This is a genomic window from Sulfitobacter marinus, assembly GCF_900116285.1.
Lineage (GTDB): Bacteria > Pseudomonadota > Alphaproteobacteria > Rhodobacterales > Rhodobacteraceae > Sulfitobacter > Sulfitobacter marinus.
On sequence record NZ_FPAJ01000004.1, the window covers coordinates 103755 to 126799 of the forward strand.

Sequence of the window (23045 nt, forward strand, 5' to 3'; positions counted from 1 at the left end):
CAGTCAAATCGACCAGAAAATGCCCAAAAATGAGGCGAATTATTTTCTCGTTGTCAGTTATCGTCTTTCTATCTGGGGGTGATTTTTGCCCTTGGAGTTAACGCGGCCCGCAAGAGGTCGCGCCACAGTAAGAGGGACAAAGTAATGACAACATCCACTATCGTCGTTGGACTTGACGGGGGTGAGGCAGGCAATCGAGCCCTGGCTTTCGCGACCACCCAAGCCAAGTTAATCGGGGACTGCACCCTAAAAATTGTCTATGTAATTGAATGGTCTCCCTTCAGCTTTCAAACGCCGGAGGAAAATGCGGAGCGCCATAAACGCCGTGAAGAAGAGCTTTCGATGGCGCGTGAGCGGATTATCGAGCCGGCTGTCAAAGCTGCAACCGATATGGGCCTACCTGTTGATGGCGTCGTCAAACATGGCGATGTCGCGGATATTCTGGATGACATCGCCAAAAAGAACAAAGCGCTGCAAATCGTGGTGGGCCGTGTCGGCTTGCGCGGCTTGAAAGAGCGGATGTTCGGTGGCGTGACTGGCCGTTTGGCCATCGGGTCCAGTGTTCCAGTCACAATTATTCCATAAGGGAGCAGATCATGAATAAGTTTTTTACAACTGGGCTTGGTGCAGCTGTGGCCTCTGTGTTGCCTGCGATTGCTTCCGCACAGGACACCGTAGGTTTGGATCAGCGCATCAATGATGTTTTCGCAGGCTCAACGGGGTGGTTTGTTAACCTGATCTTTGCCCCCTTACCGTTTGAAATTGCTGGCTCGTCCTTTCCTTGGATCGTGTTGTGGTTGGTCGTTGGTGCGACCGTTTTCACATTCTACTTTGGTTTCATCCAGCTCAAGGCTTTTGGCCACGCGATATCACTGGTCAAAGGTGATTATTCCGACCCTGAGGATGCGGGCGAGGTTAGCCACTTCCAGGCGTTAGCCACGGCCCTGTCGGGCACTGTCGGCCTTGGTAACATCGCGGGCGTTGCCGTTGCGGTTGGTATTGGTGGGCCGGGTGCTACATTCTGGATGATCCTTGCGGGTCTTTTGGGCATGGCGTCAAAATTCACCGAATGTACGCTGGGTGTTAAATATCGCAATGAATACCCAGACGGCACCGTTTCCGGTGGTCCGATGTACTATATGACCAAGGGCTTCAAAGAACGCGGACTGCCATTGGGCGGATTTCTGGCTGTTGTCTTTTCGATCTTTACCATCGGTGGTGCACTGGGCGGCGGGAACATGTTCCAAGCCAACCAAGCGCATGCGCAGATTTCCGGTATTGTCGGAGATTTCCCCGGTTGGATCACAGGTATCGTTTTTGCCCTCGTGGTATTTGCGGTGATCGTTGGCGGGATCAAATCCATCGCGCAAGTCACTGAAAAGGTCGTGCCATTCATGGGCATCCTTTATGTGGCAGCTGCTTTGGTCATTCTCATCGTTGAATACGACAAAATCGGCTGGGCGTTTGGTCAAATCTTTGACGGTGCCTTTACCGGTCTTGGTGTTGCGGGTGGCTTTGTCGGTGCCCTGATCCAGGGTTTCAAACGTGCTGCGTTCTCGAACGAAGCGGGCGTTGGGTCGGCGGCGATTGCACACTCTGCTGTGCGGACCAAAGAGCCTGTGACCGAAGGCGTCGTATCCTTGCTTGAGCCGTTCATTGATACAGTTGTGATCTGTACGATGACAGCACTTGTGATCACCATCTCGGGTGTTCTGCTGGTGGATCCGACAACCGGTAACTTCGTTCTGAACGAAGCGGGCACATCAATCCAAACCATTGATGGTTCCAGCGGTGTTCAACTGACATCGGCAGCATTTGCAACTGGCTTTAGCTGGTTCCCCTATGTGCTGGCTGTGGCGGTGGTGCTGTTTGCATTCTCGACAATGATCAGCTGGTCCTACTATGGCCTGAAGGCGTGGACCTATCTGGTGGGCGAAGGCAAAACAAAAGAAATCGTGTTCAAGGTGATCTTCTGCCTCTTCATCATTGTGGGTGCTGCGGCCAACCTAGGCTCTGTCATCGACTTCTCCGATGCGATGATCTTTGCCATGGCGGTTGTGAACATCACGGCGCTGTACTTCCTTATGCCCATCGTCAAGCGCGAGATGAACAGCTATTTTGCACGCTTGAAATCGGGTGAGTTGAAGAAGTTCGTCGACTGATCCGTCGATTAGCTAATTGACAAAGAGGGCAAGACCCTCTCCTTTCGGCCCCTGATGCATTTCGGGGGCCGTTTTCGTGGGCTATCCATTTCCATATGTGGCACCGGGTCAGGTGATCGGGCTGTTGGGCGGGTCGTTTGATCCTGCGCATGAGGGCCACGCGCATATCACGCGCGAAGCGCTAAAGCGCTTTGGATTGGATCGTGTCTGGTGGTTGGTCAGCCCCGGTAACCCGCTTAAGGCGCAGGGGCCTGCGCCGCTGGCGCAACGTATGGAGCGTGCGCGGCAGGTCATGCAGCACCCCCGGGTTGATGTCACCGATATAGAGGCGCAGTTAGGCACACGGTTTACCGCCGAAACCATAGTTGCCCTGCGTGCGCGGCACCCCGGTGTGCGGTTTGTATGGCTGATGGGCGCGGATAATCTGGCGCAGTTGCATCTGTGGCAGGACTGGCAGCAGATTGTGGAAACAGTGCCGATCGGCGTTATGGCCCGCCCCGGTCAGCGCATTTCAGCGCGGATGAGCCGGGCCGCGGCTTTATATGCCAAGTACCGCATTCCCGGTCGGCAAAGCCAGCTTTTGGGGTATGCCGATGCGCCCGCGTGGTGCTTTGTGAATGTCCCGATGACGGACGTCAGCTCGACCGCGATACGCGCCGCTGGCGAGTGGTCATCGTAGACGGGTCGACGCGATGCCCGCGCTTAGGATGATTGCCAGCCCGATCCATGTCATCGCGTCTGGTAAGGCACCGAACAACACCCAGCCTAACGCAACCGCCGACAGCAGCTGGAAATAGACCATCGGTGCGATTTGGGTCGCTGGGGCGACCCTGTAGGCATAGAGCATCAGCAGGTTGCCCAGCATCGAACAGGCGGCACTGGTGAGTGTTAGTGCTGCGATCGGCGAGGTGAATTCAGGCAAACGCATCAACCCAAAGGGCAGCAGCAAAGCGGTGCTAATAGCCAACTGCGTGAATGAAAGCTGCAAGGGGGACGCCAGATCAGACAACCAGCGCGACATGGTCAGGAATATGCCATAGAACGTGCCCGCGGCCAGCGCCCAGACCAGTCCGACACTGACGTCAAAGCCGGGGCGCACGACCAACAGGACACCAGCAAATCCTAGGGCGATCAGCGCGCTGCGCAACAGGGTGATGGGTTCGCGCAGAAATACCGCCGCCAACGCATAGCTGAGCAAGGGCCCGATAAAGAAGGCGGCAAAGACATTTGCCACGTCCTCGGTTTGCAACGCTGTTTGGATGCAGGTGATGCCGCCGCAAATCATCGCGGCGCGGACCCAGATGCGCCAATTGCCAAACAATGCGCGGGTTTGATCGGGGATGAAGGGGACCAGAATGATCAATCCAATCGCAAAGCGTGACCACGCGACAAAAACCGGGGCAACCCCCATTTGTGACGTGAGTATTTTGCCCGCACTGTCCCCGGCGGGGATCAGTGACATGGCCAGGAACATGATAAGGGTCGCCCGCTGCATAAGGCATTCACTAGCATGGGGCATGACCCATTAAAATGTGAATTGCAGATGCTTGTATCACCCGTCGTCGTCGGCTTTAACCTTTCATCATGAAACAGCAATTTTCACGGCGGTTCTTTCTGGGGTTAGCGGCGGCGGGTTTCCTTGCGCCTGGTGCTTTTGCCGCGCCGCCGAACGCATCCTTGCGGCCCGTCCTGCGCAGCGGCGATCTGCTGCGGCATCGTATTCCAACCGCGTCAGAGCTTATCAAAGCGTCAAAGCTGAAAGGGCAGGTGGCGTTTGTGGTGGCGGATGCCAAGACAGGCACCGTACTGGAGCAAAAGGCCCCTAAGATGGGGCTGATGCCCGCCAGTGTGACCAAGGCGATTACCGCGCTTTATGCGCTGGACACTTTGGGGGCCGATCACCGGTTTGAGACCCAGATCGTCGCCACAGGCGGGATTAAAGAAGGCGAAGTTCAGGGCGATCTGATTTTGGTGGGCGGTGGAGATCCGACCTTGGATACCGATGCCCTTGCTGTGATGGCCGGGCACCTTAAGGATGCGGGTGTGCGCAGTGTCAAAGGCGGATTTAAGGTCTTTGAAGGCGATTTCCCCCGTGTCAGCAGGATCGATGCGGATCAACCTGACCACGTGGGTTATAACCCGGGTGTCACTGGGTTGGCGTTGAATTTTAACCGCGTGTATTTTGAATGGAAGCGCGGCACTCGCGGTTATAGCGTGACGATGGATGGTCGGTCTGCCAGATACCGCCCCGAGGTCGCGATGGCCGTGATGCAGGTCCAAGATCGGGCAGATCCAGTCTATACGTACCGCGACGACAGCAAAGTTGATACTTGGACGGTGGCAAAACGTGCATTGGGGCAAAGCGGCGCGCGCTGGTTGCCGGTGCGCAAGCCGGGCCTTTATGCCGGGGATATCTTTGCCACAATGGCCGGTGCAAACGGGATACGCTTGCGTAACCCTCAAGTGATTGATGCGCTGCCGGCTGGGGCCGAGGTGGTCGTCACCCAGCAAAGCGCACCCTTGCAGGGCATCTTGCGCGATATGTTGAAATATTCCACGAACCTGACGGCGGAAATGACTGGTTTAGCATCGACAATCGCGCGGGGTAAAAGGCCGAGATCGCTTAAGGAATCGGCGGCGGAGATGAACCAATGGGCTAAGGACGGTTTGGGGATGCAAAACCCTGCATTGGTTGATCACTCAGGGTTGGGCGCGGAAAGCAGGATTTCCGCAAGCGATATGCTGACGGCATTGGTAAAAGTGAATACTTCCGACACCTTGAAGCCCATCCTTAAGACAATTGTTTTGCGGGATGAAAAGGGCAGACCCGTGCGCGATCATCCGATCAAGGTTGATGCGAAAACCGGAACGCTGAATTTTGTCTCAACTCTCGCGGGCTATATGCGCGGACCAAGCGGACGCGAGATGGCGTTTGTGGTGTTTTCAGCTGATGAAGCGCGCCGGGCCAAGCTAAGCCGGACCCAACGCGAACGCCCTGATGGTGGACGTGCATGGAATGCACGGGCAAAACGGTTACAGCAAAGCCTGATTGAGCGTTGGGCGGCTTACTACGTCAGCTAGGGCGGGTTACGTGACGTGGCGTGCCCGCGCACCACGTTCAATCGCTGCGGCGTGAAGACGGTCCAGCTCTAGCTCGTAGCGGATTTCTTCGAGCAGGCGCAGTTCTGCCTCTTCCAGCTTGCCATCTGCAGCGGCCACATCACAGGCAAGGGCATAGGCCGTCTCGTTCAGGCGGTCTGGTAACGCCCCCTTGATCAGGCCAAAGAGCGCGTCCAACCCTTCTTCTTGCTCAAACAGGTCAAACACCATCTGGCTGACGGTGCTGATGCGATCAGTGTCGTATTCCGAAAAAATCGGCAGGATGTTGACCGCAGTTTGAATTTTGATCAGCTCGGTGGTGCGAATGTCTTCGTCCGACGCGGAAACCGCGATCATCAGCGCCACAAGGCAATCTTGCGCGCTTAAGGTCAGGGAGGTGTCTTCGGTCATTGGGATATCCTGTATCGCCTGCTCATAATGCGCAGATTATTGACGGCCAGAGGGGGACGCAATAGGAACAGCCTGCTTGTGCACATAGGGTGACAGGCAAAATTGATGGATTTTATAGATGTCGCAGATGCGTGAAGCAGCCTTAACTAGCAAAGCGTGGCCTTTTGAGGAAGCACGCAGGGTGTTGAAACGCTATGCAAATAAGGCACCCGAGAAGGGGTATGTCTTGTTTGAGACCGGCTATGGCCCGTCCGGCTTGCCGCATATCGGGACCTTCGGCGAAGTTGCGCGCACCACGATGGTACGCCGCGCGTTCGAGCTGATCAGCGACATTCCGACGCGCCTTGTGTGCTTTTCGGACGATTTGGACGGCATGCGCAAGGTGCCCGGCAACGTCCCCAACCCCGAGGCACTGGCCGAACATTTGCAGCGCCCGCTGACTTCTGTGCCGGACCCATTTGGGACGCATGACAGTTTTGGTGCCCATAACAACGCGATGCTGCGCCGGTTCTTGGATACGTTCGGCTTTGAGTACGAGTTCATCTCGGCCACCGAGTTTTACGGTTCGGGGCAATTCGACGAGATACTTTTACGCGCCGCTGAAAAATACGATGAGATCATGGCCGTGATGCTGAAATCCTTGCGGGACGAGCGTCGTCAGACATATTCGATATTCTTGCCAATTCACCCCGAAACCGGCCGTATTTTGTACGTGCCGATGAAAGAGGTGAATGCCAAAGAGGGTACCATCACTTTTGACGATGAAGACGGTACAGAGATGACGCTGCCGTTGACGGGTGGCAATGTGAAGCTTCAATGGAAGCCGGATTTCGGCGCGCGTTGGGCGGCCTTGGGCGTCGATTTCGAGATGTATGGCAAGGACCATTCCACCAACACGCCGATCTACGATTCGATCTGCCGAATTCTAGGGGCGCGCGCGCCCGAGCATTTCACCTATGAGTTATTCCTAGATCAGGACGGTCATAAGATTTCGAAATCATCTGGCAATGGCCTGACGATTGATGAATGGCTGACCTATGCCGGCGCGGAATCGCTGTCGTATTTCATGTATCTCAAACCCAAGACAGCAAAGCGGATGTATTTCGACGTCATTCCGAAAGCTGTGGATGAATATCACCAGCAGTTGCGCGCCTATGAAACGCAGGATGATAAGGCCAAGTTGAACAACCCTGTTTGGCACATCCACGGCGGTGACGTGCCCAAGTCCGATATGATCGTGCCCTATTCGATGTTGCTGAACCTTGCGTCGGTATCCTCGGCCGAGGAAAAATCGCAATTATGGGGCTTTATTCAGCGCTATGCGCCTGATGCGACGCCCGAAGGTAATCCCGGTATGGACGCCGCTGCGGATCATGCGGTGCGATATTACAATGATTTCGTAAAGCCGACCAAGGTATTCCGCGCGCCCAGCGATCTGGAATGCGAGGCATTGGAAGACCTGCGCGATCAGTTGAAATCATGGGATGGTGGGCTGGATGCCGAAGCGTTGCAAACGATGGTTTTTGCCGTTGGCAAAGAACGTTTCGATCCGCTGCGCAATTGGTTCACAGCCCTTTACGAGGTGCTCTTGGGTGCCAGCCAAGGGCCTCGTTTTGGCGGGTTCATCGCCCTATACGGCGTTGATGAAACCGTCGCGTTGATTGAGGATGCATTAGCAGGAAAGCTTGTTTCAGCGTAAAGTCTTATCTGGCAGAGGTTGAAATTCACGTCTTAGTTCAGCCGCTTACGATCCCAGGAATAATACGTCGCTTGCTGCCTTTTATGGTGTCGCAAGCGGCGCATTTTTTGTTTTCAGCGTTCGGTCGCCTCAGCACCGGTTAACGAACCGTAACTATCCAACTGCGCATGCCGGCATATCGCCGGGGTTACGCAACAGAGGGGCCGCTGTGCATATGCCGCGGTGCCCGAAAGGGGATAGCGATGAACAAGGCGATTACGGACGGACTTGTCCTGACACCAGCAATCTTTGCAAACGGATTGGATGTGTATTCACGCGGGGATGGCACGGTAGGTTCGGATACCTATGCCACTGCGATCAACGCGGCGTTCATCCCCGCCGATCAGGATTTTGGGGGCGCGCTAGAGCTGATAAAGACGCAAAGCACTCAGAAGCTGCGCTATATGGGGCAAACACCGTTGTTACCGGGGTGCTATCTGCGCATTACGGCCAAGGTCAAAGCGATCAGTGGCAACCTACCCTCCGTGCGGATCGCGGGGTACCCCGCGCTTGGCAATGGCAGCCGCGTGGGCGGATTGACGGAAGTCGGATCATCTGTGCAGCTTTCCAGCTATGGTGAGGTTGTTGAGGTCAGCGCAATTGTCGGATCTGGCCAGCGCAATGGCGTGGACATGCCGTGGGGGACCGAACCGGTTTACGGGCATTTCGGCCTTGATCTAACAGGTCAGAATGGCGGTGTGGTGCGCATCGATGATCTTCAAATCGAAGATATTACAAGTGCGTTCGTGGTTAATATGATGGCGCAAGTTGATGTGCGTGATTTTGGTGCTGTTGGTGACGGCGTTACCGATGATACTGCTGCCTTTAATGCGGCAAATGCGGCGTCGGACGGTCGGCAGGTGTTGATCTCAAAGGGGACGTATTTGCTGAACGGGGATGTCACTTTTGACGCCGAAACCCGGTTCGAGGGCAAAGTTACCATGCCCGCAAATGCGATTTTACAGCTGCGCCGCAATTTCGATTTGCCAAACTATATTGACGCTTTCGAGAATGAGGAAATTGCCTTTCGTAAGGCCTATCAGGCGCTCTTGAACAATGCCGATCATGAATCTTTGGATATGGGTGGTCGCAAGGTTTATGTGACCGGTCCGATTGATATGCAGGCGGCCACACCCGAACGGACAAGCTATGCCACACGCCGGGTTATTCGCAATGGTCAGCTAGAGGCGGCCAGCGGAGGTGACTGGGATACGGTCACTGTGACCTCGAACGCGACATACTCGCCGTCACAAGCGCGTAAACTGACCAATGTCACCAATATTGCGAATGTGCCGGTCGGTGCGCTGGTATCGGGGGCCGGTGTCGGGCGTGAAATCTATGTGCGGTCAAAAAACGTGGCCAGCAAAGAGATCACCCTGAACTCGCCACTTTATGATGCTGCCGGCACGCAGAACTACAGCTTTTCGCGGTTCCAATACATGCTGGATTTCAGCAACTACGGATCGCTGAGCAAATTTGTGCTGTCTGACATCGAAATCCAGTGCAACAACGTGGCAAGCGGCGTGAACCTTGCGCCCTCGGGGATCACATTCCATATGCGCGATTGTTTTGTTTCGCGTCCGAAAGATCGAGGTGTCACATCAATTGGCGGCGGTTGTCAGGGTATGTTTATCGACCGGTGTCAGTTCTTGTCATCAGAAGACAGTTTGAACGTTGCAGACCGCACCACCATCGCGCTCAACTGTAACGCTAACGATGTGAAAATTCGCGATAACCGGGCCACGCGGTTCAGGCATTTTGCGCTGGTGGCAGGACAGAATAACATCATCACCGGCAATCACTTTTTCCAAGGGGATACGGTAACCAATGGTATCCGTTCTGCGGGGTTGATCCTTGCCGCACAACACACGGCGTCAGTGGTTCAGGGCAACTATATCGACAACTGTTTTATTGAATGGACGAATGAGCAAGATCCGGCACCGGATTACAGCAACGAGTATTCATTTAGTTCGTTGGGGATCACCGGGAATATTTTCCTGTCGGGCGAGGTCGCGCCGTGGTTTAGCTATATCGTGATCAAGCCGCACGGATCGGGGCATGTGATCAACGGTCTAACGATTAACGATAACCGGTTCCGCAGTCTTAATGGCTGGATCGAACGGGTCGAACGGATCGATACCAGCTTTGCCGACATGGATTTTTCACGCATGCGTAATATTGAAATGTCCGGCAATTCGTTTCACGGCGTGAGCTATCCCGTGGCAAACCCCGTGCTCGTCGAGCATACGCAATCCAGCAGATCGCAGAACTGGACGGTAGATATTTCCCAACGCTTCCCCTTTGGGGGGTGGGCGATTGCTGTGGATAGCATCACGATGGACGGGCCAATACGGAATGCATCAAATGCGGCGCAGTTCACGACACCTTATGTGCTGACCGACCAAGGCCCGAACCGCGATTTGCTGAACCTTGTTTGGAACACCAGCGTCAAGGGCTCCATCTTCTTGCAGGCACGCATGGACAAACGTTAACGCGGCGGGGCCTTTCGCAGTAATATCGCGAAGGGTCCTAAAGATCTCTCCAGAATGAAATTTTGAAAGCCGAATTATCAGAGTTACCAAGTTGGGTTTCTACGCCAAGTTGCAGCCTGTTCTCTGGTCTGTTTTTGAGCGGTTTGAACACCAGCGAAGGCGCGATAGACGTTGCACGGGTATCAGGTGCTGCTGCGTGAAAAACCTGTACCATCCCAGCTATTCGATCATTGAAGTTCAGGCCAATGGTGCTGTCGATTTTCACAATCTGCTCCGCATAAATTTTATAAGCGTGATCCTCGTAGTAATAGTAAGTATCGATGAAAAGCGATGCATCAACCGTCATCCATCCGCTTAATCGCCCAAGCTGATACCCACGCCCCCACGAAATCCCGGCCCGGAAATTGGGACGTACGATGTCACCGGACCACGCGGCCCCTATACCCAGTTCATAGGCCCAAACACTTGGCCGGTCGCGCCTGCCGATAGGACGACGCAGAAATATCATTGCAGTCCCTGACTGAACCCCGTTTGCAAATGCATAAAAATTGGATTCGGCACCCAGCGTCAGGCGGTCACTTACGCCATACTCAAGGTATGTGCTCTCTGAGAAATCCTGTAAAAGCGTGGCGCTGAGTGTCGTCGATGAATATCCGCTGCCCTTTTCGCGCATCCACGCGCCAGCATTTGCGGGTGAGGTGCTGAGAAAAACTAACACAATCGCTAAGATACAAAGCATGTCTGAAGCACCGCCCTTTCGGGGAAAACATGCTCAATTGTGCTTAACAAATTGCTTACGGTTTTAAATGGATTGTCCAAAAGAAAAGGGCCTGCAGAATGAACTGCAGACCCTATTCGTCACGTCACGTAGAATTAGACGTTGATCGTGCCACCGCGTGGGCCGGCAAGCAGCCATACGATAAAGCCAACCACTGGGAATACCAGAATGCCGACGATCCAGAGGATTTTTGCCAGCGTTGACGCACCGGAGCCGATGACTTTGACGATCGCATAAATGTCAGCGATCAAGATGATGAGGCCTAGAATGCCATATTCCATTGCTGTTCTCCTTGTGAGTTGCTCTGGGTAGTCAACTGCCAAAAGGATGAATTCGTTCCAATTCTCACAAAAAGAACTTCAATTTTTAGCGAGCAGACGCGCCCGCTCGCCAAAATCAGGGGCAGATATAACGCCGCCCGGTGCGATACGGCCTTAACGTATTAACGTTTTTTGCCGCCATATCTGGATTTGCCGCCGCGCATACCGCCCCGTCCGCCGGTTGATCGCCCCGACGCTTTTTGTGCATCGTCAACGGCCTTATCCACCGCATATTGCCGCGCCATCGGGTCGTCTGCAATCGCTAGATCGACAGCCTCAAGCCGTTTCACCTCGTCACGTAAACGCGCAGCTTCTTCGAACTCCAGATTTTCGGCGGCCTTGCGCATATCGGTGCGCAGCCCATCCAGAACGGTCTGCAAGTTGCCACCAGCCAAGGGGTTGTCGATCTTGGCGGTTACGCGGCTCATGTCCACATCGCCCTTGTAGAGGCCGGCCAAAATGTCTTCGACGTTCTTTTTGACCGTGGTGGGGGTGATGCCGTGTTCTTCGTTATAGGCGACCTGTTTAGCGCGGCGCCGGTCTGTTTCGCCGATTGCGCGCCCCATCGAACCGGTGATGCGATCGGCATACATGATCACGCGCCCATCGGCATTGCGCGCCGCGCGGCCGATGGTCTGGATCAATGACGTCTCAGAGCGCAAGAAACCCTCTTTGTCGGCGTCCAGAATGGCGACCAGCCCACATTCGGGAATGTCCAAGCCCTCGCGCAGAAGATTGATGCCGATTAGCACGTCAAATGCGCCCAAACGCAGATCGCGCAGGATCTCGATACGTTCAATCGTGTCGATATCGCTGTGCATATAGCGCACGCGAATGCCCTGCTCGTGCATGTACTCGGTCAAATCCTCGGCCATGCGTTTGGTCAGAACCGTGCAAAGCGTCCGGAACCCGTCAGCCGCGACCTTGCGCACCTCGTCCAACAGATCATCGACCTGCATTTCAACGGGGCGAATTTCGATCTTGGGGTCAATCAGGCCGGTGGGACGAATGATTTGTTCGGTAAATACACCACCGGTTTGTTCAATTTCCCACGCGGCGGGGGTGGCGGATACGAACACCGATTGCGGACGCATGGCATCCCATTCCTCGAACTTGAGGGGGCGGTTATCCATGCAAGACGGCAGGCGGAACCCGTGCTCAGCCAGCGTGAATTTGCGCCGATAGTCGCCTTTGTACATCCCGCCGATCTGCGGCACCGAAACGTGGCTTTCGTCTGCAAATACAATCGCATTATCGGGGATGAATTCGAACAATGTGGGGGGCGGTTCGCCCGGTGCCCGGCCCGTCAGATAGCGCGAATAGTTTTCGATACCGTTACAGACGCCCGTGGCTTCCAACATCTCGATGTCGAAATTACACCGCTGCTCAAGCCGCTGCGCCTCAAGCAATTTACCTTCGGCTACAAGCTGATCCAGCCGCATCCGCAGCTCTTTCTTGATGCCGATGATGGCCTGATTCATCGTGGGCTTCGGCGTCACATAGTGGCTGTTGGCGTAGACGCGAATTTGGTCGAAACTGCCAGTCTTTTCCCCCGTCAGCGGGTCGAATTCGGTGATGCTTTCCAACTCCTCGCCAAAGAAGGACAGCCGCCAAGCGCGGTCCTCAAGGTGAGCCGGAAAAATCTCGAGCGAATCGCCGCGCACCCGGAATGTACCGCGCTGGAACGCGGCATCATTGCGTTTGTAGGCTTGGGCGATCAAATCGGCGATGACCTTGCGCTGGTCATAGGATGCGCCGACCTTAATATCTTGGGTCATCGCACCGTATGTTTCGACAGACCCGATACCATAGATACACGACACCGACGCGATGATGATCACGTCATCGCGCTCAAGCAGTGACCGCGTGGCCGAGTGGCGCATCCGGTCGATCTGTTCGTTGATTTGCGATTCTTTTTCGATGAACGTGTCAGACCGCGCCACATAGGCCTCGGGCTGGTAGTAGTCATAGTAGCTGACGAAGTATTCGACGGCGTTGTCGGGAAAGAATCCTTTGAATTCGCCGTATAGCTGCGCGGCCAATGTCTTGTTGGGGGCCAGAATAATGGCCGGGCGCTGCGTTTCTTCGATGACTTTGGCCATCGTGAAAGTCTTGCCTGTACCGGTTGCCCCCAGCAGCACCTGATCGCGCTCGCCTGCTAGTACGCCTTCGGACAATTCCTTGATCGCCGTAGGCTGATCGCCTGCGGGGTCAAATTCCGTTGCCAATACAAACTTTTTGCCGCCTTCAAGCTTGAGGCGGTCACGCACATCGGGTGCGGGGTTTGATAACATCGGTAGCTTGCGTTCTGGCAAGCTGTCAGAGTGGGCGTAGGCCATAAGTACAGTCCTTTGGGGGTCGCCCCCTAAGGTGTCATGTTTTCGCGCAGGTTCAAGAGGCAGCCGCACGAAGCGGTCAGAAACCTCTTATTTTGTGAGGCGTTTGCGGTTGGCGCGAACCTTTTTGCTTACGGGTGCCATGGCAGCCGTCATGATCTGATCGGGGCGGCCCCCCGCCATCGCGGCCTTGGTCGCGGATTTATACGCTTGGGCCATTGCGGGGCCTTTTTCTTTGACCATCCGTGAATTTTCGCCGCTGGCATGAGGCATTAACCCTGCCATCCCCAGAATGCGCAGGGTCATCACGGTCTGCGTATCAACCCAAAGCGATGCAAATTGAGCATTAAGGGCAAATAAGTTCAGGGGGTTCATGCAGGTGCTCCGATGCGCTGGTGCTAAAGTATGCTGCAACGCAGCATTTGCAAGGTGTTTTATTTACAAATGCCAGTGATAACTTGATACCTAGGACTAAATGTCCGATACGTACGCCACCAAAGCGGAGAATTACCCATGCGCGCTCGCATCTACCAACCAGCACGAACAGCAATGTCATCTGGCACAGCCAAAACGCACGTTTGGCTGCTTGAGTTTGATCAGGAAAATGCGCGCGAGATTGATCCGTTGATGGGGTGGACATCGTCCCATGACACGCAAACGCAGGTGAAACTGCGGTTTGATACCAAAGAAGAAGCCGTTGAATATGCGCGTGATCACGGTATCGACGCTGTCGTGCAAGAGCCGCACAAACGTCGCTCAAACATTCGCCCCGGTGGTTATGGCGAGAATTTTGCCACAGCCCGCCGCGGAGCCTGGACCCACTAACTTCTGCTCCTATATTTACAAATGAACCATGCCTCAGACGCTTCCCATCGGGTGGCGTCTTGCTTTTTTCAGCCGCTGTTTAGCGTATTACTTTAAAGGCCGCCCATGACCATTACCCATCTTGTTACGCATTCCGGCGGTTTTCATGCTGATGAATTGCTGTCCTCCGTCATTCTGACGCGTCTGTTTCCGAAGGCTGAATTGGTGCGCAGCCGTGATGCGGCGTGGACCACAGCCGCGCCGGATAAGATCATCTATGACGTTGGTCGCGAATATGATGCTGATGCGCAAATATTCGATCACCACCAACGCCCCAATCCCCTGCGCGAAGATGGCCAGCCCTATAGTTCATTCGGGCTGATCTGGGCACATTACGGGCGCGATTATCTGCGCGACTTTGGTGTGCCTGACGCTGATATCGAAGATATCCATAGCAGTTTTGACAACGGGTTTGTTCTGCCGATTGATCTGGTGGACAACGGTGATCTGGCCCCTGTAACTGCTGGGCAGCTTGCCGGTCTGACCTTGCCCGCGCTTTTGGGTACGCTCAAACCCGTCTTTGACGACCGCAGCCCGGATGCCGATGATCACGCTTTTGCTGCCGCCCTGCCCATCGCCCGCGCCTTTATCGAAGGGTCGATTGCAGGCAAAGCAGCCAAGCGCCGTGCCGAGGCCGTTGTGCTGGACGCGATTGCGCAAGCAGGTCAATCGCGCGTGTTGGAACTGCCCATGGGTATGCCATTCCGCAAAGCGATTGAGACAGCCGGGGCCGATCATTTGCTCTTTGTCGTCCACCCCAGAGAAAGCGATTGGGCGATCACCGGCATTCGCCTGAGCGGCGACGGGTTCGAGCAGCGCGCCGATTTGCCCGCCGCATGGGCCGGTCTGACGGATGATGCGCTAGAGGCCGCTTGCGGCGTCAAAGGTGCGAAGTTCTGCCACAATGGTCTGTTCATCGCCGTTGCATCCACACGCGAAGCCGCACTTGAGATGGCTGATCTGGCGGTCCTGAACGCGATGTAACTTTTGATCTGCCTTGCCCTTACCCGCCACCGGGATAGACTGAGCGGCATCAAAGGGCGGGGGCTTGCGTGAACGATCAACTTAGACAACTGCCCCAGATCGAGGCGATGCTAGCCTATCCCACAATAGGCGCATTGGTCGATGCATATAGCCGTGATGAAACCGTCACCGCCCTGCGCCTGACCTTGGGCAACTTGCGCCATACGATCACCAAGGGCGATCCGGTGCAGCTTCCTGATTTCGCGGAAGATGCCTTTGCCGACAGCCTGCGGAAGGTGATCAAGCAAGAGCGGCGGATGAACCTGCGCGCCGTGGTCAATGCGACGGGTATTATCATCCACACCAATTTGGGCCGCGCCCGCCTTGCGCCGCAAGCGATTGATGCCATGCACGATGTGGGGCTCAACGCTTCAAACCTCGAGCTGAACCTGACCACCGGCAAACGCGGATCGCGCTATGATCATGCGGAGGCGCTGATTTGTGAACTGACAGGCGCTGAGGCCGCGTTGATCGTAAACAATTGCGCAGCTGCCGTTGTGTTGGGACTGATGGGCACGGCGATGGGGCGCACGGTTGTCGCCTCGCGGGGCGAGCTGATCGAGATCGGCGGATCGTTCCGGCTGCCCGATGTGATCGCGCAAAGCGGGGCCATTCTACGCGAAGTCGGTGCGACCAACAAAACCCGCCTAAGCGACTATGCCGATGCCATTGATGATAACACTGCCGTTCTGCTGAAAAGCCACACCAGCAATTTCAAGATCGTCGGCTTTACCTCGGCCCCGGACCGGCGCGATCTGGCCAAACTGGCCCAAGACCGGAACCTGATTTTGATGGAGGATTTGGGCAGCGGTGTCCTGTTCGATCTGTCGCCTTATGGGATGACGGACGAACCCGTTGTTGCTGATATTCTAAAAGCTGGCGTGGATGTTGTGATGTTCTCCGGCGACAAATTGCTGGGCGGACCCCAAGCCGGTATTATCGCGGGCAAGGCGGATGTGATTGCAAAACTCCGGTCGCATCCCTTGCTGCGGGCCTTGCGGATCGACAAGCTGTCCCTCGCCGCGCTCGAGGCAACGTTGCGTTTGTACCGCGCGCCGCATGATCCCTTCGATACCATTCCCGTCCTCAAGATGCTGTCAGAACCATTGACTGATGTGCAGGCGCGAGCCGATGTGCTGGCGGGGCTGCTAGACGGTCTGGTTGCCACCTCGGTCATGCCATCTGACGCCTTTGTCGGGGGCGGGTCGCTGCCGCAACAAGGGCTGCAAAGCTTTGCGGTCAGCATTGCCCATTCTGACATGACGGCAGACGCCTTGGCCGATGCATTGCGCCATGCGCCGGTGCCGGTGATCGGCCGCATTCACCAAGATCAGATTTTGCTGGATATGCGCACGGTGACGGATGCAGAGCTGCCGCTGGTCGTCGATGCCATCGGCCAAGCGCACGCGAAATGACCTCTGCCTGCGTCATCGTGATCGGCCATGTGGATCACGGGAAAACCACGCTGGTGCGCCGGTTGACGGGTATGGAAACCGACACCTTGGCGCAGGAAAAGCAACGCGGGCTGTCGATCAATCTGGGCTTTGCTTATTGTCGTTACCCATCTGGCATCGTTGACCTGATCGATGCGCCGGGCCACGAGGATTTTATCCGTGCGATGGTCGCAGGGGCCACGGGCGCACAGGCGGCGCTGCTGGTGGTTTCCGCTGTCGATGGCATCGCGGCCCAAACACTTGAACATTTACGCATCGCGAAGCTGCTGGGTGTCCCCGTCCGGTTCGTGGCTGTGACGAAATGCGATGTTCAGAACGCCGGTGATCTGAACGCGGGGCTTGCAACAATCCGCGATGGGCTGAACGGTTTGGGTCTGGGGGACGTGCCGATAATCCCTGTTGCTGCGGATTCAGAAGCGGGCATTCAGTCCCTGCATCACCGGCTGAAACGGCTCTTGGCTGAGGTTCCGAAGACGCAAAGCCATTCCGCAAGTTTTCTGCCCGTCGATCGCGTTTTCACGGTGCAGGGTATGGGAACTGTTGTGACTGGCACGTTGCTGGGTGGTGATCTGGCTGTGTCCGACGCGATCACCTTGCACCCGCACAACCGACCCGTAACGATCCGCGGCCTGCAATCGCGCGGTGCTGCAAGGGAACGGGTGACCCATGGGGAACGCACAGCGGTCAATCTTCGTGGCATCGCGGCCGAGGAGATTACGCGCGGCGATGTTCTGGCAGCAGGTGGTCTATGCGCGCCAAGCTCTTGCATGGATGTGGAACTGACGCTGCTGCCGGACGCGCCGAAACCGGTCAAGCATATGTCCGACGTTCGGGTACTTTTTGGCACGACACATGCCGTGGCGACCCTGCGGCTGATGGGCGGGGGGCAGGTCGAGCAAGGATGCGCTGCATTCGCGCAGTTACGTTTTGGCAAACCAGTCACGGGGTATGCCGGTCAGCGGATGATCGTTCGCAGCTTGTCACCTGCGGATACGATTGGCGGCGCTGTGATCCTTGATCCGTTCTCAACCGGCGTGAAGTCCGGTGATAAAAAGCGGTTGGCGGTGATGCAGGCGACCTCTGGCGGTGATGTCCTTGCAATCGCCCATGCGCTTTGTGCGCAGGGGCGGGGCAGCGCGATGCTGGCTTACGCCGCCCGGATTGCGCAGCAAAGCGAGGCGCGTGTGTTATCCGACCTGGGTACCGCATTCGAGGTGATCGGAAGGGGAGAAATTGCCCCGGCTCAAGCGATCGCGGATGCGCAAAACGATCTACTCGCAAAACTGAAAGCCTTTCACGCGGCGCATCCGCTGAAACGCTATGCTCCGCGCGGTGAAATGATGAACCGTGCCCTATCGCCCTTGCTGGGCCAATTCGTGGAAAATAGCTTGGCCGTGTCAGAGGACATCCGCATCGCCGAAGGTCAGATAGGGCTGGCCAGCTATGATCCTGCTGCGGTCATGACGCCGCTGCAAAAAGACCGGATGGTCGAGATTGAAACGCAGCTAAGGGACGGAGGGACCACCCCGCCCGGCCTAAGCGAGATTGTGCAATCCAATGAGGACGCGGATCTGGTCGAGGTGTTGATTGCCAGTCAGTCAGCCGTTGCAATGGTCAATGTGGGTTTGAACCAGCAGCTGGTCTTTCATACGGCATCGGTCTCGGATGCAGCGCATGCCTTGCGCGAGGTATTCCCGCCCCCGACGCGGTTTACCACCAGCCAAGCACGCGAGGCGTTGAACACCAGCCGTAAATTCATCGTCCCGCTGCTTGAATATTTTGACGCCGCAAAAGTGACGCAGCGTGATGGAGACCTGCGCGTGATGGCTGGGCCTGCCGATTGATCTTTCACCCACCCGCGCCTGCCGCTAGGGTCCGCCCAAACGGAGGTGACTGGAGTCTGGTGGCTTCCCTGGTCTTCAAAACCATGGACGCGTCGACAAGGCGCGTGGTGGGTTCGATTCCCATCCACCTCCGCCAAGTTTCTGGACATTCGCCCCAAACCTCCATCAATGTGCAAATGCATACTTGGGAGGGTGGCAGATGATCGATGCAGCGCGGGCTTTCACACTTAGTAATCTTGACGGGACACCCTACGTTTTTGACGGCACAGGCCCAAGCCTGGTGTGTTTCGTGAAAGACGATTGCGAAACCTGCAACATCGCAGGCCCGGTTCTTGAGGGGCTTTTCAAGGCCTATGGCGGCGGCATCAATATGGTCGCGCTGGGGCAATCCGGCGATAAAAACGCAGATTTTGCGCAGCGTCACGGCCTGACAATGCCCGTGTTGGGTGATGCAGGATGCAAGGTGTCTTTTGATTGGGATATCGAAATTGTGCCTGCCGTGTTCTGGATTGATGCAGATGGCAATGTCGTCACCAAATTCGAAGGGTTCGTGCGTGACGACTGGCAGGCCCTGTCCGATCAGATTACCATTGAAACACGCCAACCCGTTGCGCAAATCGATTGGGATAGCTTGCCCGCGTGGCGGCCCGGTTGCGGATCAAAACACTTTGACCCCGAGATTTACGACAAGCTGCGCGCCGAAGCGGACGGCAGCGTTTTGCGTGCCCGCAAGGTAGAGGTCGCCAGCGGTGATGATGTGGCCGAGTTTATGTTCGATCAGGGGTTTTCGGATGGTTTGCCACTGGTGCCGCCGACACCTGAACGGGTGATGCGGATGCTTGCAGGCACCCACCGCGACCCGCAAGACTTGGTGGCAACCGTGCCCCCGAACATGGGTGTTGGCACGGTCGAAAAAATCGCGATCAATGCGGTGATGGCCGGCTGCAAACCGGAATATCTGCCCGTGGTAATTGCCGCAGTCGAGGCCGTTTGCACCGATGAATTCAACATCCACGGGGTCACAGCAACCACAATGGGGGCGGCCACGGTTGTGATTGTGAACGGGCCTGTGGTGGACAAGATCGGCATGAACGCGGGCCTTGGCGCGATGGGGGCGGGTAACCGTGCCAACGCCACAATCGGGCGCGCGTTGCGGTTGGTGATCCGCAATGTCGGCGGGGCGACGACGGGGGGCGTTGAACGGTCAACGCTTGGCAACCCGATGAAATACACCATGTGCTTTGCCGAGAATGAGGCCGTGTCGCCGTGGGATCCGCTGCATGTTGAACGGGGCTTCAAGGCAGACGATTCCGTTGTGACCGTTTTTGCGATGACGGGCGGCCCTGTGCATATCGTCGACCAGACATCGCGTAAACCGGATCAGATTGCAGGGTCCTTGGGGCAGGGGCTCGAAGGGGTGTTCATGCCCAAGCTGCATAACCTGCCCATCGACGCGCTGCTGGTCGTGTGCCCCGAGCATATCAACACGCTGACCGTTGATGGGGAATATTCCAAAGACCGTCTGCGGGATCGCATTCAAGAGGTCACATCCCGACCCCTAAGCGAAATGGTGCAGGACGATCATTCGGGCGCGGGGATTCCCGTTGCTGATGCCAAGAAGATGGATCCGGAAAAACTGGCCAAGCTCGCCCCGAAATTCGCAGGCAAAGAATATATCCACATCGTTGCCGCAGGCGGCGATGCAGGCAAGTTTTCGTCGGTCTTTCATGGCTGGGCCACGGGGGCTGTGGGGTCAATTTCCGTTTCCAGAAAGATCGATCTGGGATAACATAGGAGTAAGAGGAGGACATGAATGACAATAATTCTCGACCCGACGGATGAACGCATCCCGGTCGCGCGTCAGATTGCCGAACGAACGGGGTCTGTGCAGGGGGTTGTGGGGTTGCTGAACATCAGTAAGCCACGCGGCAATATCCTGCTGGATGAGTTGGACCGTTTGCTGGCAGAAGGCGCGCCCGGCGTAGAAATCCGGCGCTATACCAAGCCGACATTCGCCAAGCCATGCCCTGACGCATTGCGCCATCAAATTCGCGATGAATGCGATTTCTTGGTAGAGGCATTGGCGGACTGAGGATCATGTACCACGTGCAGTATGCACGATACAGTCTGGTTTGAAATCCAGGGGATCCCATCCGTTTCTGTCGCCTCAAGCGCATTTGGCCAAGCTGCTGAAACACAGCGCAAGGCGCTTGGTATGGAAGGCGCGCGATATGTCTTGGTGCCGCATCCTATTCAGGATGCTACCGATGATGAAATGCGCATCAAAGCGCGCGAAGCCTATGATCAGATCATGGCAGCGTTGCGCGAAAAGTGAAATTAAGGCGGCGCAGGGGAAACCTTGGGCCGCTTTTACAGTTCTGCGATCCAGCCCGTCTCGGTCATGTCTGGGCTGAGCCACAGCATATCATTGGCGTGATTACGCGAGGGCGGGCTGCGCAACATCCCAGCAGGGATCGTGGTTGCGCGTGCCAATGCCTTTTCAAGCGGCTCTTTGACGTCCTCAACCATTACGCGGATCGCCTGCGGCATTGTCAGGTCAGCACCGGCAAGGGTGCCGTCCGCTAGTGTGAGCCTACCATCCTTGCGTAGGATTTCACGGCCGTTCAACTGAAAGCTGGTGATGTCTGACCCCGCCGTCGCCATGGCGTCGGTCACAAGGAAGATATCGTTTTGCCCGGTTTTTGAGGCTAATGCAGTACGGATCATCGCGGGATGCACATGCACACCATCGGCAATCAGTCCGCAGGCCGCCATTGGGTGGCTAAGCGCAGCACCCACCAGACCGGGCGCGCGGGCTTGCGCTTGGCTCATTGCGTTGAACAGGTGGGTGGCGCAGCGTGCGCCTGTGTCAAAGGCCGCCATGGCCGTATCGTAATCACAATCGCTGTGGCCCAGCGATACGATGATCCCGGCACCCGCCAGCGCCCTGATCTGCATTTTGGTTACGTTTTCGGGGGCGACGGTGACCATCAGATTGGGAATATGGTCGGCTGCATCCAAAAGCATGCGTAGATCGCTGTCCTGCATGGGGCGGATCAGGGTGCCGTCATGCGCGCCTTTGCGTGCCACGCTCAGATGTGGCCCCTCGAGGTGCAGGCCCGCGATGCCGGGGATGCGTTGGTCAACCGCGTCCGTAACGGCCTTGATCGCTGCGGCAGTTTGGGTGGGCGTGTCGGTAATTAACGTGGGCAGGAACGATGCCGTGCCCAGCCCACGATGCGCCGCTGCAATGGTGGCAAGGGTTTGTACGCTCGGCGCGTCATTGAACATCACACCGCCACCGCCATTGACCTGTAGGTCCACAAACCCTGACAGCAGTATTCCGCTATCTAAGCTGTGTGTCGGGCAATCTCTTGGCAGGTCTTGAGGTGCGATGATGCGCGTTTCGCCATTCGGCAACACCAACAACGCATGGTCGTTCCATAGGGCCGCACCGTCGAAAATACGCGCGCCGATATAGGCCGACCGCGCTTGGGTCATTGCGCCGCTGCGCTTTTGGCGAGGGCAAAGGCACCATCGACAGCACGCCCTTTTGCAGGAGCCAGATTGACGGTCGTCTGGGCGGGTAAATAGGGCGCATAATGCGGCCCGACCCCGCCTGCCAGACAGAGCAGATCGTTCGTCTGGTATTCCAGAGCCGCAAGCGCGTTTTGCAGGTAATCCGCGCCGCGCTGCATCAGCATTGTGCCAATCGGATCACCCGCCGCTGCGGTTTCTACCACGTCGGGGGCAAGGGTGCCGAAATCGCCGGGCCGCGCCTTGAGGCTGAATTGCACGATGCCAGCCGCGCCGCCAAATTTGGCCAACATACGATCCGACAGGGCACTCGTCGGGACGATACCATCGACGGCCAGCAACGTCTGTTCCAATGCGCCATGTCCCAGCCAAGCGCCAGACGCTTGATCAGACACCTGATAACACCAGCCGCCAATGCAGGTCTGCGCCTGATCACGTTGCCGCGCAATGATCGTGCCGGTCCCGAGCGCCAGAACATATCCGTCTTCCGCACCGATAGCCCCGACGATTGTGGTGGTCGTGTCTTCGGTTACCACGCTTTTGCCAAAGGGCAGCGCGTCTGCAACACGTTTGCCAATGTCCGGCCCCGTAAAGCCTGCCAGCCCCAGATGGGCAACGGCATGATTGATTTGCGCGGCGTCTTGGCCCGCGTCCTTTACCGCCTCATGGGTCGCTTCGATAATATGCGCGATCGCCTCGTCAAAATTAGTGCTGACATTGGCGCGGCCGCCTTTGGCCTCGGCCAATATGCCGTCTTGGGCTGTGCCGACCGCAACGCGGCAGCCGGTACCACCGCCATCGACGCCAATGATAAAAGGGGGGTGTTGATCCATCATAGAGCTTGTCTAAGATACCTGTTTTGTGGGGGAAAGGATATTTTCTCGGTTCGCGCAAAAGCGTTCGAGCAAGTCCATTTGCAAATTGCATATTTAGATGTTAAGTTAGCGCTAACATTAATCGAGCAATCCTATCTTTGACAGCCCAGAT

Annotated in this window: 20 protein-coding genes and 1 tRNA gene; 13 read left to right on the forward strand and 8 right to left on the reverse strand. The window is 56.3% G+C overall.

Features of this window, described 5'->3' with window-relative positions; all coding sequences use genetic code 11:
- The first annotated feature begins 144 nt into the window (after positions 1-144).
- From BM347_RS12000 to BM347_RS12010, 3 genes are all read left to right on the forward strand, one after another.
- Positions 145-585, forward strand: a complete 441-nt coding sequence (locus tag BM347_RS12000) for a universal stress protein (protein WP_093916728.1) — start codon at positions 145-147, stop codon at positions 583-585.
- Positions 586-596: 11 nt separating this feature from the next.
- The gene (locus BM347_RS12005) at positions 597-2162 is read left to right on the forward strand and encodes an alanine/glycine:cation symporter family protein (RefSeq protein WP_093916729.1); all 1566 of its coding nucleotides are present in this window, start codon (positions 597-599) and stop codon (positions 2160-2162) included.
- 76 nt (positions 2163-2238) lie between these two features.
- A complete protein-coding gene (locus tag BM347_RS12010; RefSeq protein ID WP_093916730.1) occupies positions 2239-2841 on the forward strand; it encodes a nicotinate-nucleotide adenylyltransferase in 603 nt (200 codons plus the stop codon).
- Here BM347_RS12010 and BM347_RS12015 read toward each other — a convergent pair.
- Positions 2833-3657, reverse strand: a complete 825-nt coding sequence (locus tag BM347_RS12015) for a DMT family transporter (protein WP_093916731.1) — start codon at positions 3655-3657, stop codon at positions 2833-2835. The two genes, BM347_RS12010 and BM347_RS12015, sit on opposite strands and share 9 nt — an antisense overlap.
- A gap of 89 nt (positions 3658-3746) precedes the next feature.
- Here BM347_RS12015 and dacB point away from each other — a divergent pair, with 89 nt between their 5' ends.
- Positions 3747-5243 (forward strand): D-alanyl-D-alanine carboxypeptidase/D-alanyl-D-alanine endopeptidase, encoded by a 1497-nt coding sequence (gene dacB, locus BM347_RS12020; RefSeq protein ID WP_093916732.1) that lies wholly within the window; start codon positions 3747-3749, stop codon positions 5241-5243.
- 6 nt (positions 5244-5249) lie between these two features.
- Here dacB and BM347_RS12025 read toward each other — a convergent pair whose 3' ends face one another.
- Positions 5250-5672: a tellurite resistance TerB family protein gene (locus tag BM347_RS12025; RefSeq protein WP_175498554.1), complete on the reverse strand. Its 423-nt coding sequence runs from the start codon at positions 5670-5672 to the stop codon at positions 5250-5252.
- Positions 5673-5790: 118 nt separating this feature from the next.
- Here BM347_RS12025 and BM347_RS12030 point away from each other — a divergent pair, with 118 nt between their 5' ends.
- Together BM347_RS12030 and BM347_RS12035 are read left to right on the forward strand one after the other, a co-directional pair.
- Positions 5791-7371, forward strand: coding sequence for a lysine--tRNA ligase (locus tag BM347_RS12030; RefSeq protein ID WP_093916734.1), 1581 nt, complete (start codon positions 5791-5793; stop codon positions 7369-7371).
- Between the two features lie 242 nt (positions 7372-7613).
- Positions 7614-9902: a glycosyl hydrolase family 28-related protein gene (locus tag BM347_RS12035; protein ID WP_093916735.1), complete on the forward strand. Its 2289-nt coding sequence runs from the start codon at positions 7614-7616 to the stop codon at positions 9900-9902.
- Between the two features lie 37 nt (positions 9903-9939).
- Here the strand turns inward: BM347_RS12035 and BM347_RS12040 are convergent, their stop codons facing one another.
- From BM347_RS12040 to BM347_RS12055, 4 genes are all read right to left on the reverse strand, one after another.
- Positions 9940-10641 carry a hypothetical protein gene (locus BM347_RS12040; RefSeq protein WP_093916736.1) on the reverse strand — a complete coding sequence of 234 codons (702 nt, stop codon included), beginning with the start codon at positions 10639-10641 and terminating at the stop codon, positions 9940-9942.
- A gap of 134 nt (positions 10642-10775) precedes the next feature.
- Positions 10776-10961 (reverse strand): PLDc N-terminal domain-containing protein, encoded by a 186-nt coding sequence (locus BM347_RS12045; protein ID WP_093916737.1) that lies wholly within the window; start codon positions 10959-10961, stop codon positions 10776-10778.
- A gap of 161 nt (positions 10962-11122) precedes the next feature.
- Positions 11123-13339 (reverse strand): excinuclease ABC subunit UvrB, encoded by a 2217-nt coding sequence (uvrB, locus tag BM347_RS12050; RefSeq protein WP_093916738.1) that lies wholly within the window; start codon positions 13337-13339, stop codon positions 11123-11125.
- Positions 13340-13426: 87 nt separating this feature from the next.
- Positions 13427-13711: an antifreeze protein gene (locus BM347_RS12055; RefSeq protein WP_093916739.1), complete on the reverse strand. Its 285-nt coding sequence runs from the start codon at positions 13709-13711 to the stop codon at positions 13427-13429.
- 138 nt (positions 13712-13849) lie between these two features.
- On the opposite strand from BM347_RS12055, the gene BM347_RS12060 reads away from it, so the two are divergent.
- The 7 genes from BM347_RS12060 to BM347_RS17775 all read left to right on the forward strand — a co-directional run bounded on the left by BM347_RS12060 (position 13850) and on the right by BM347_RS17775 (position 20856).
- On the forward strand, positions 13850-14161 hold the full coding sequence (locus tag BM347_RS12060; RefSeq protein ID WP_093916740.1) for an ETC complex I subunit: 312 nt from the start codon (positions 13850-13852) through the stop codon (positions 14159-14161).
- 105 nt (positions 14162-14266) lie between these two features.
- On the forward strand, positions 14267-15184 hold the full coding sequence (locus BM347_RS12065) for an MYG1 family protein (protein WP_093916741.1): 918 nt from the start codon (positions 14267-14269) through the stop codon (positions 15182-15184).
- A gap of 68 nt (positions 15185-15252) precedes the next feature.
- The gene (gene selA, locus BM347_RS12070; RefSeq protein WP_093916742.1) at positions 15253-16638 is read left to right on the forward strand and encodes an L-seryl-tRNA(Sec) selenium transferase; all 1386 of its coding nucleotides are present in this window, start codon (positions 15253-15255) and stop codon (positions 16636-16638) included.
- On the forward strand, positions 16635-18521 hold the full coding sequence (selB, locus tag BM347_RS12075) for a selenocysteine-specific translation elongation factor (protein WP_093916743.1): 1887 nt from the start codon (positions 16635-16637) through the stop codon (positions 18519-18521). The genes selA and selB overlap by 4 nt, the downstream gene beginning before the upstream one ends.
- A 41-nt stretch (positions 18522-18562) precedes the next feature.
- Positions 18563-18657 (forward strand) — tRNA-Sec (locus BM347_RS12080).
- A 63-nt stretch (positions 18658-18720) separates the two neighbouring features.
- The gene (locus BM347_RS12085) at positions 18721-20310 is read left to right on the forward strand and encodes a TlpA family protein disulfide reductase (protein ID WP_093916744.1); all 1590 of its coding nucleotides are present in this window, start codon (positions 18721-18723) and stop codon (positions 20308-20310) included.
- Between the two features lie 24 nt (positions 20311-20334).
- Positions 20335-20856 carry a UGSC family (seleno)protein gene (locus tag BM347_RS17775; RefSeq protein WP_281247854.1) on the forward strand — a complete coding sequence of 174 codons (522 nt, stop codon included), beginning with the start codon at positions 20335-20337 and terminating at the stop codon, positions 20854-20856.
- Positions 20857-20891: 35 nt separating this feature from the next.
- On the opposite strand, the gene nagA is transcribed toward BM347_RS17775, so the two are convergent.
- Together nagA and BM347_RS12105 are read right to left on the reverse strand one after the other, a co-directional pair.
- Positions 20892-22022 carry an N-acetylglucosamine-6-phosphate deacetylase gene (nagA, locus tag BM347_RS12100; RefSeq protein ID WP_093916747.1) on the reverse strand — a complete coding sequence of 377 codons (1131 nt, stop codon included), beginning with the start codon at positions 22020-22022 and terminating at the stop codon, positions 20892-20894.
- Positions 22019-22894 carry a glucosamine kinase nucleotide-binding domain-containing protein gene (locus tag BM347_RS12105; protein ID WP_093916748.1) on the reverse strand — a complete coding sequence of 292 codons (876 nt, stop codon included), beginning with the start codon at positions 22892-22894 and terminating at the stop codon, positions 22019-22021. Before BM347_RS12105 ends, nagA begins: the two co-directional genes overlap by 4 nt.
- Positions 22895-23045: the final 151 nt, after the last annotated feature.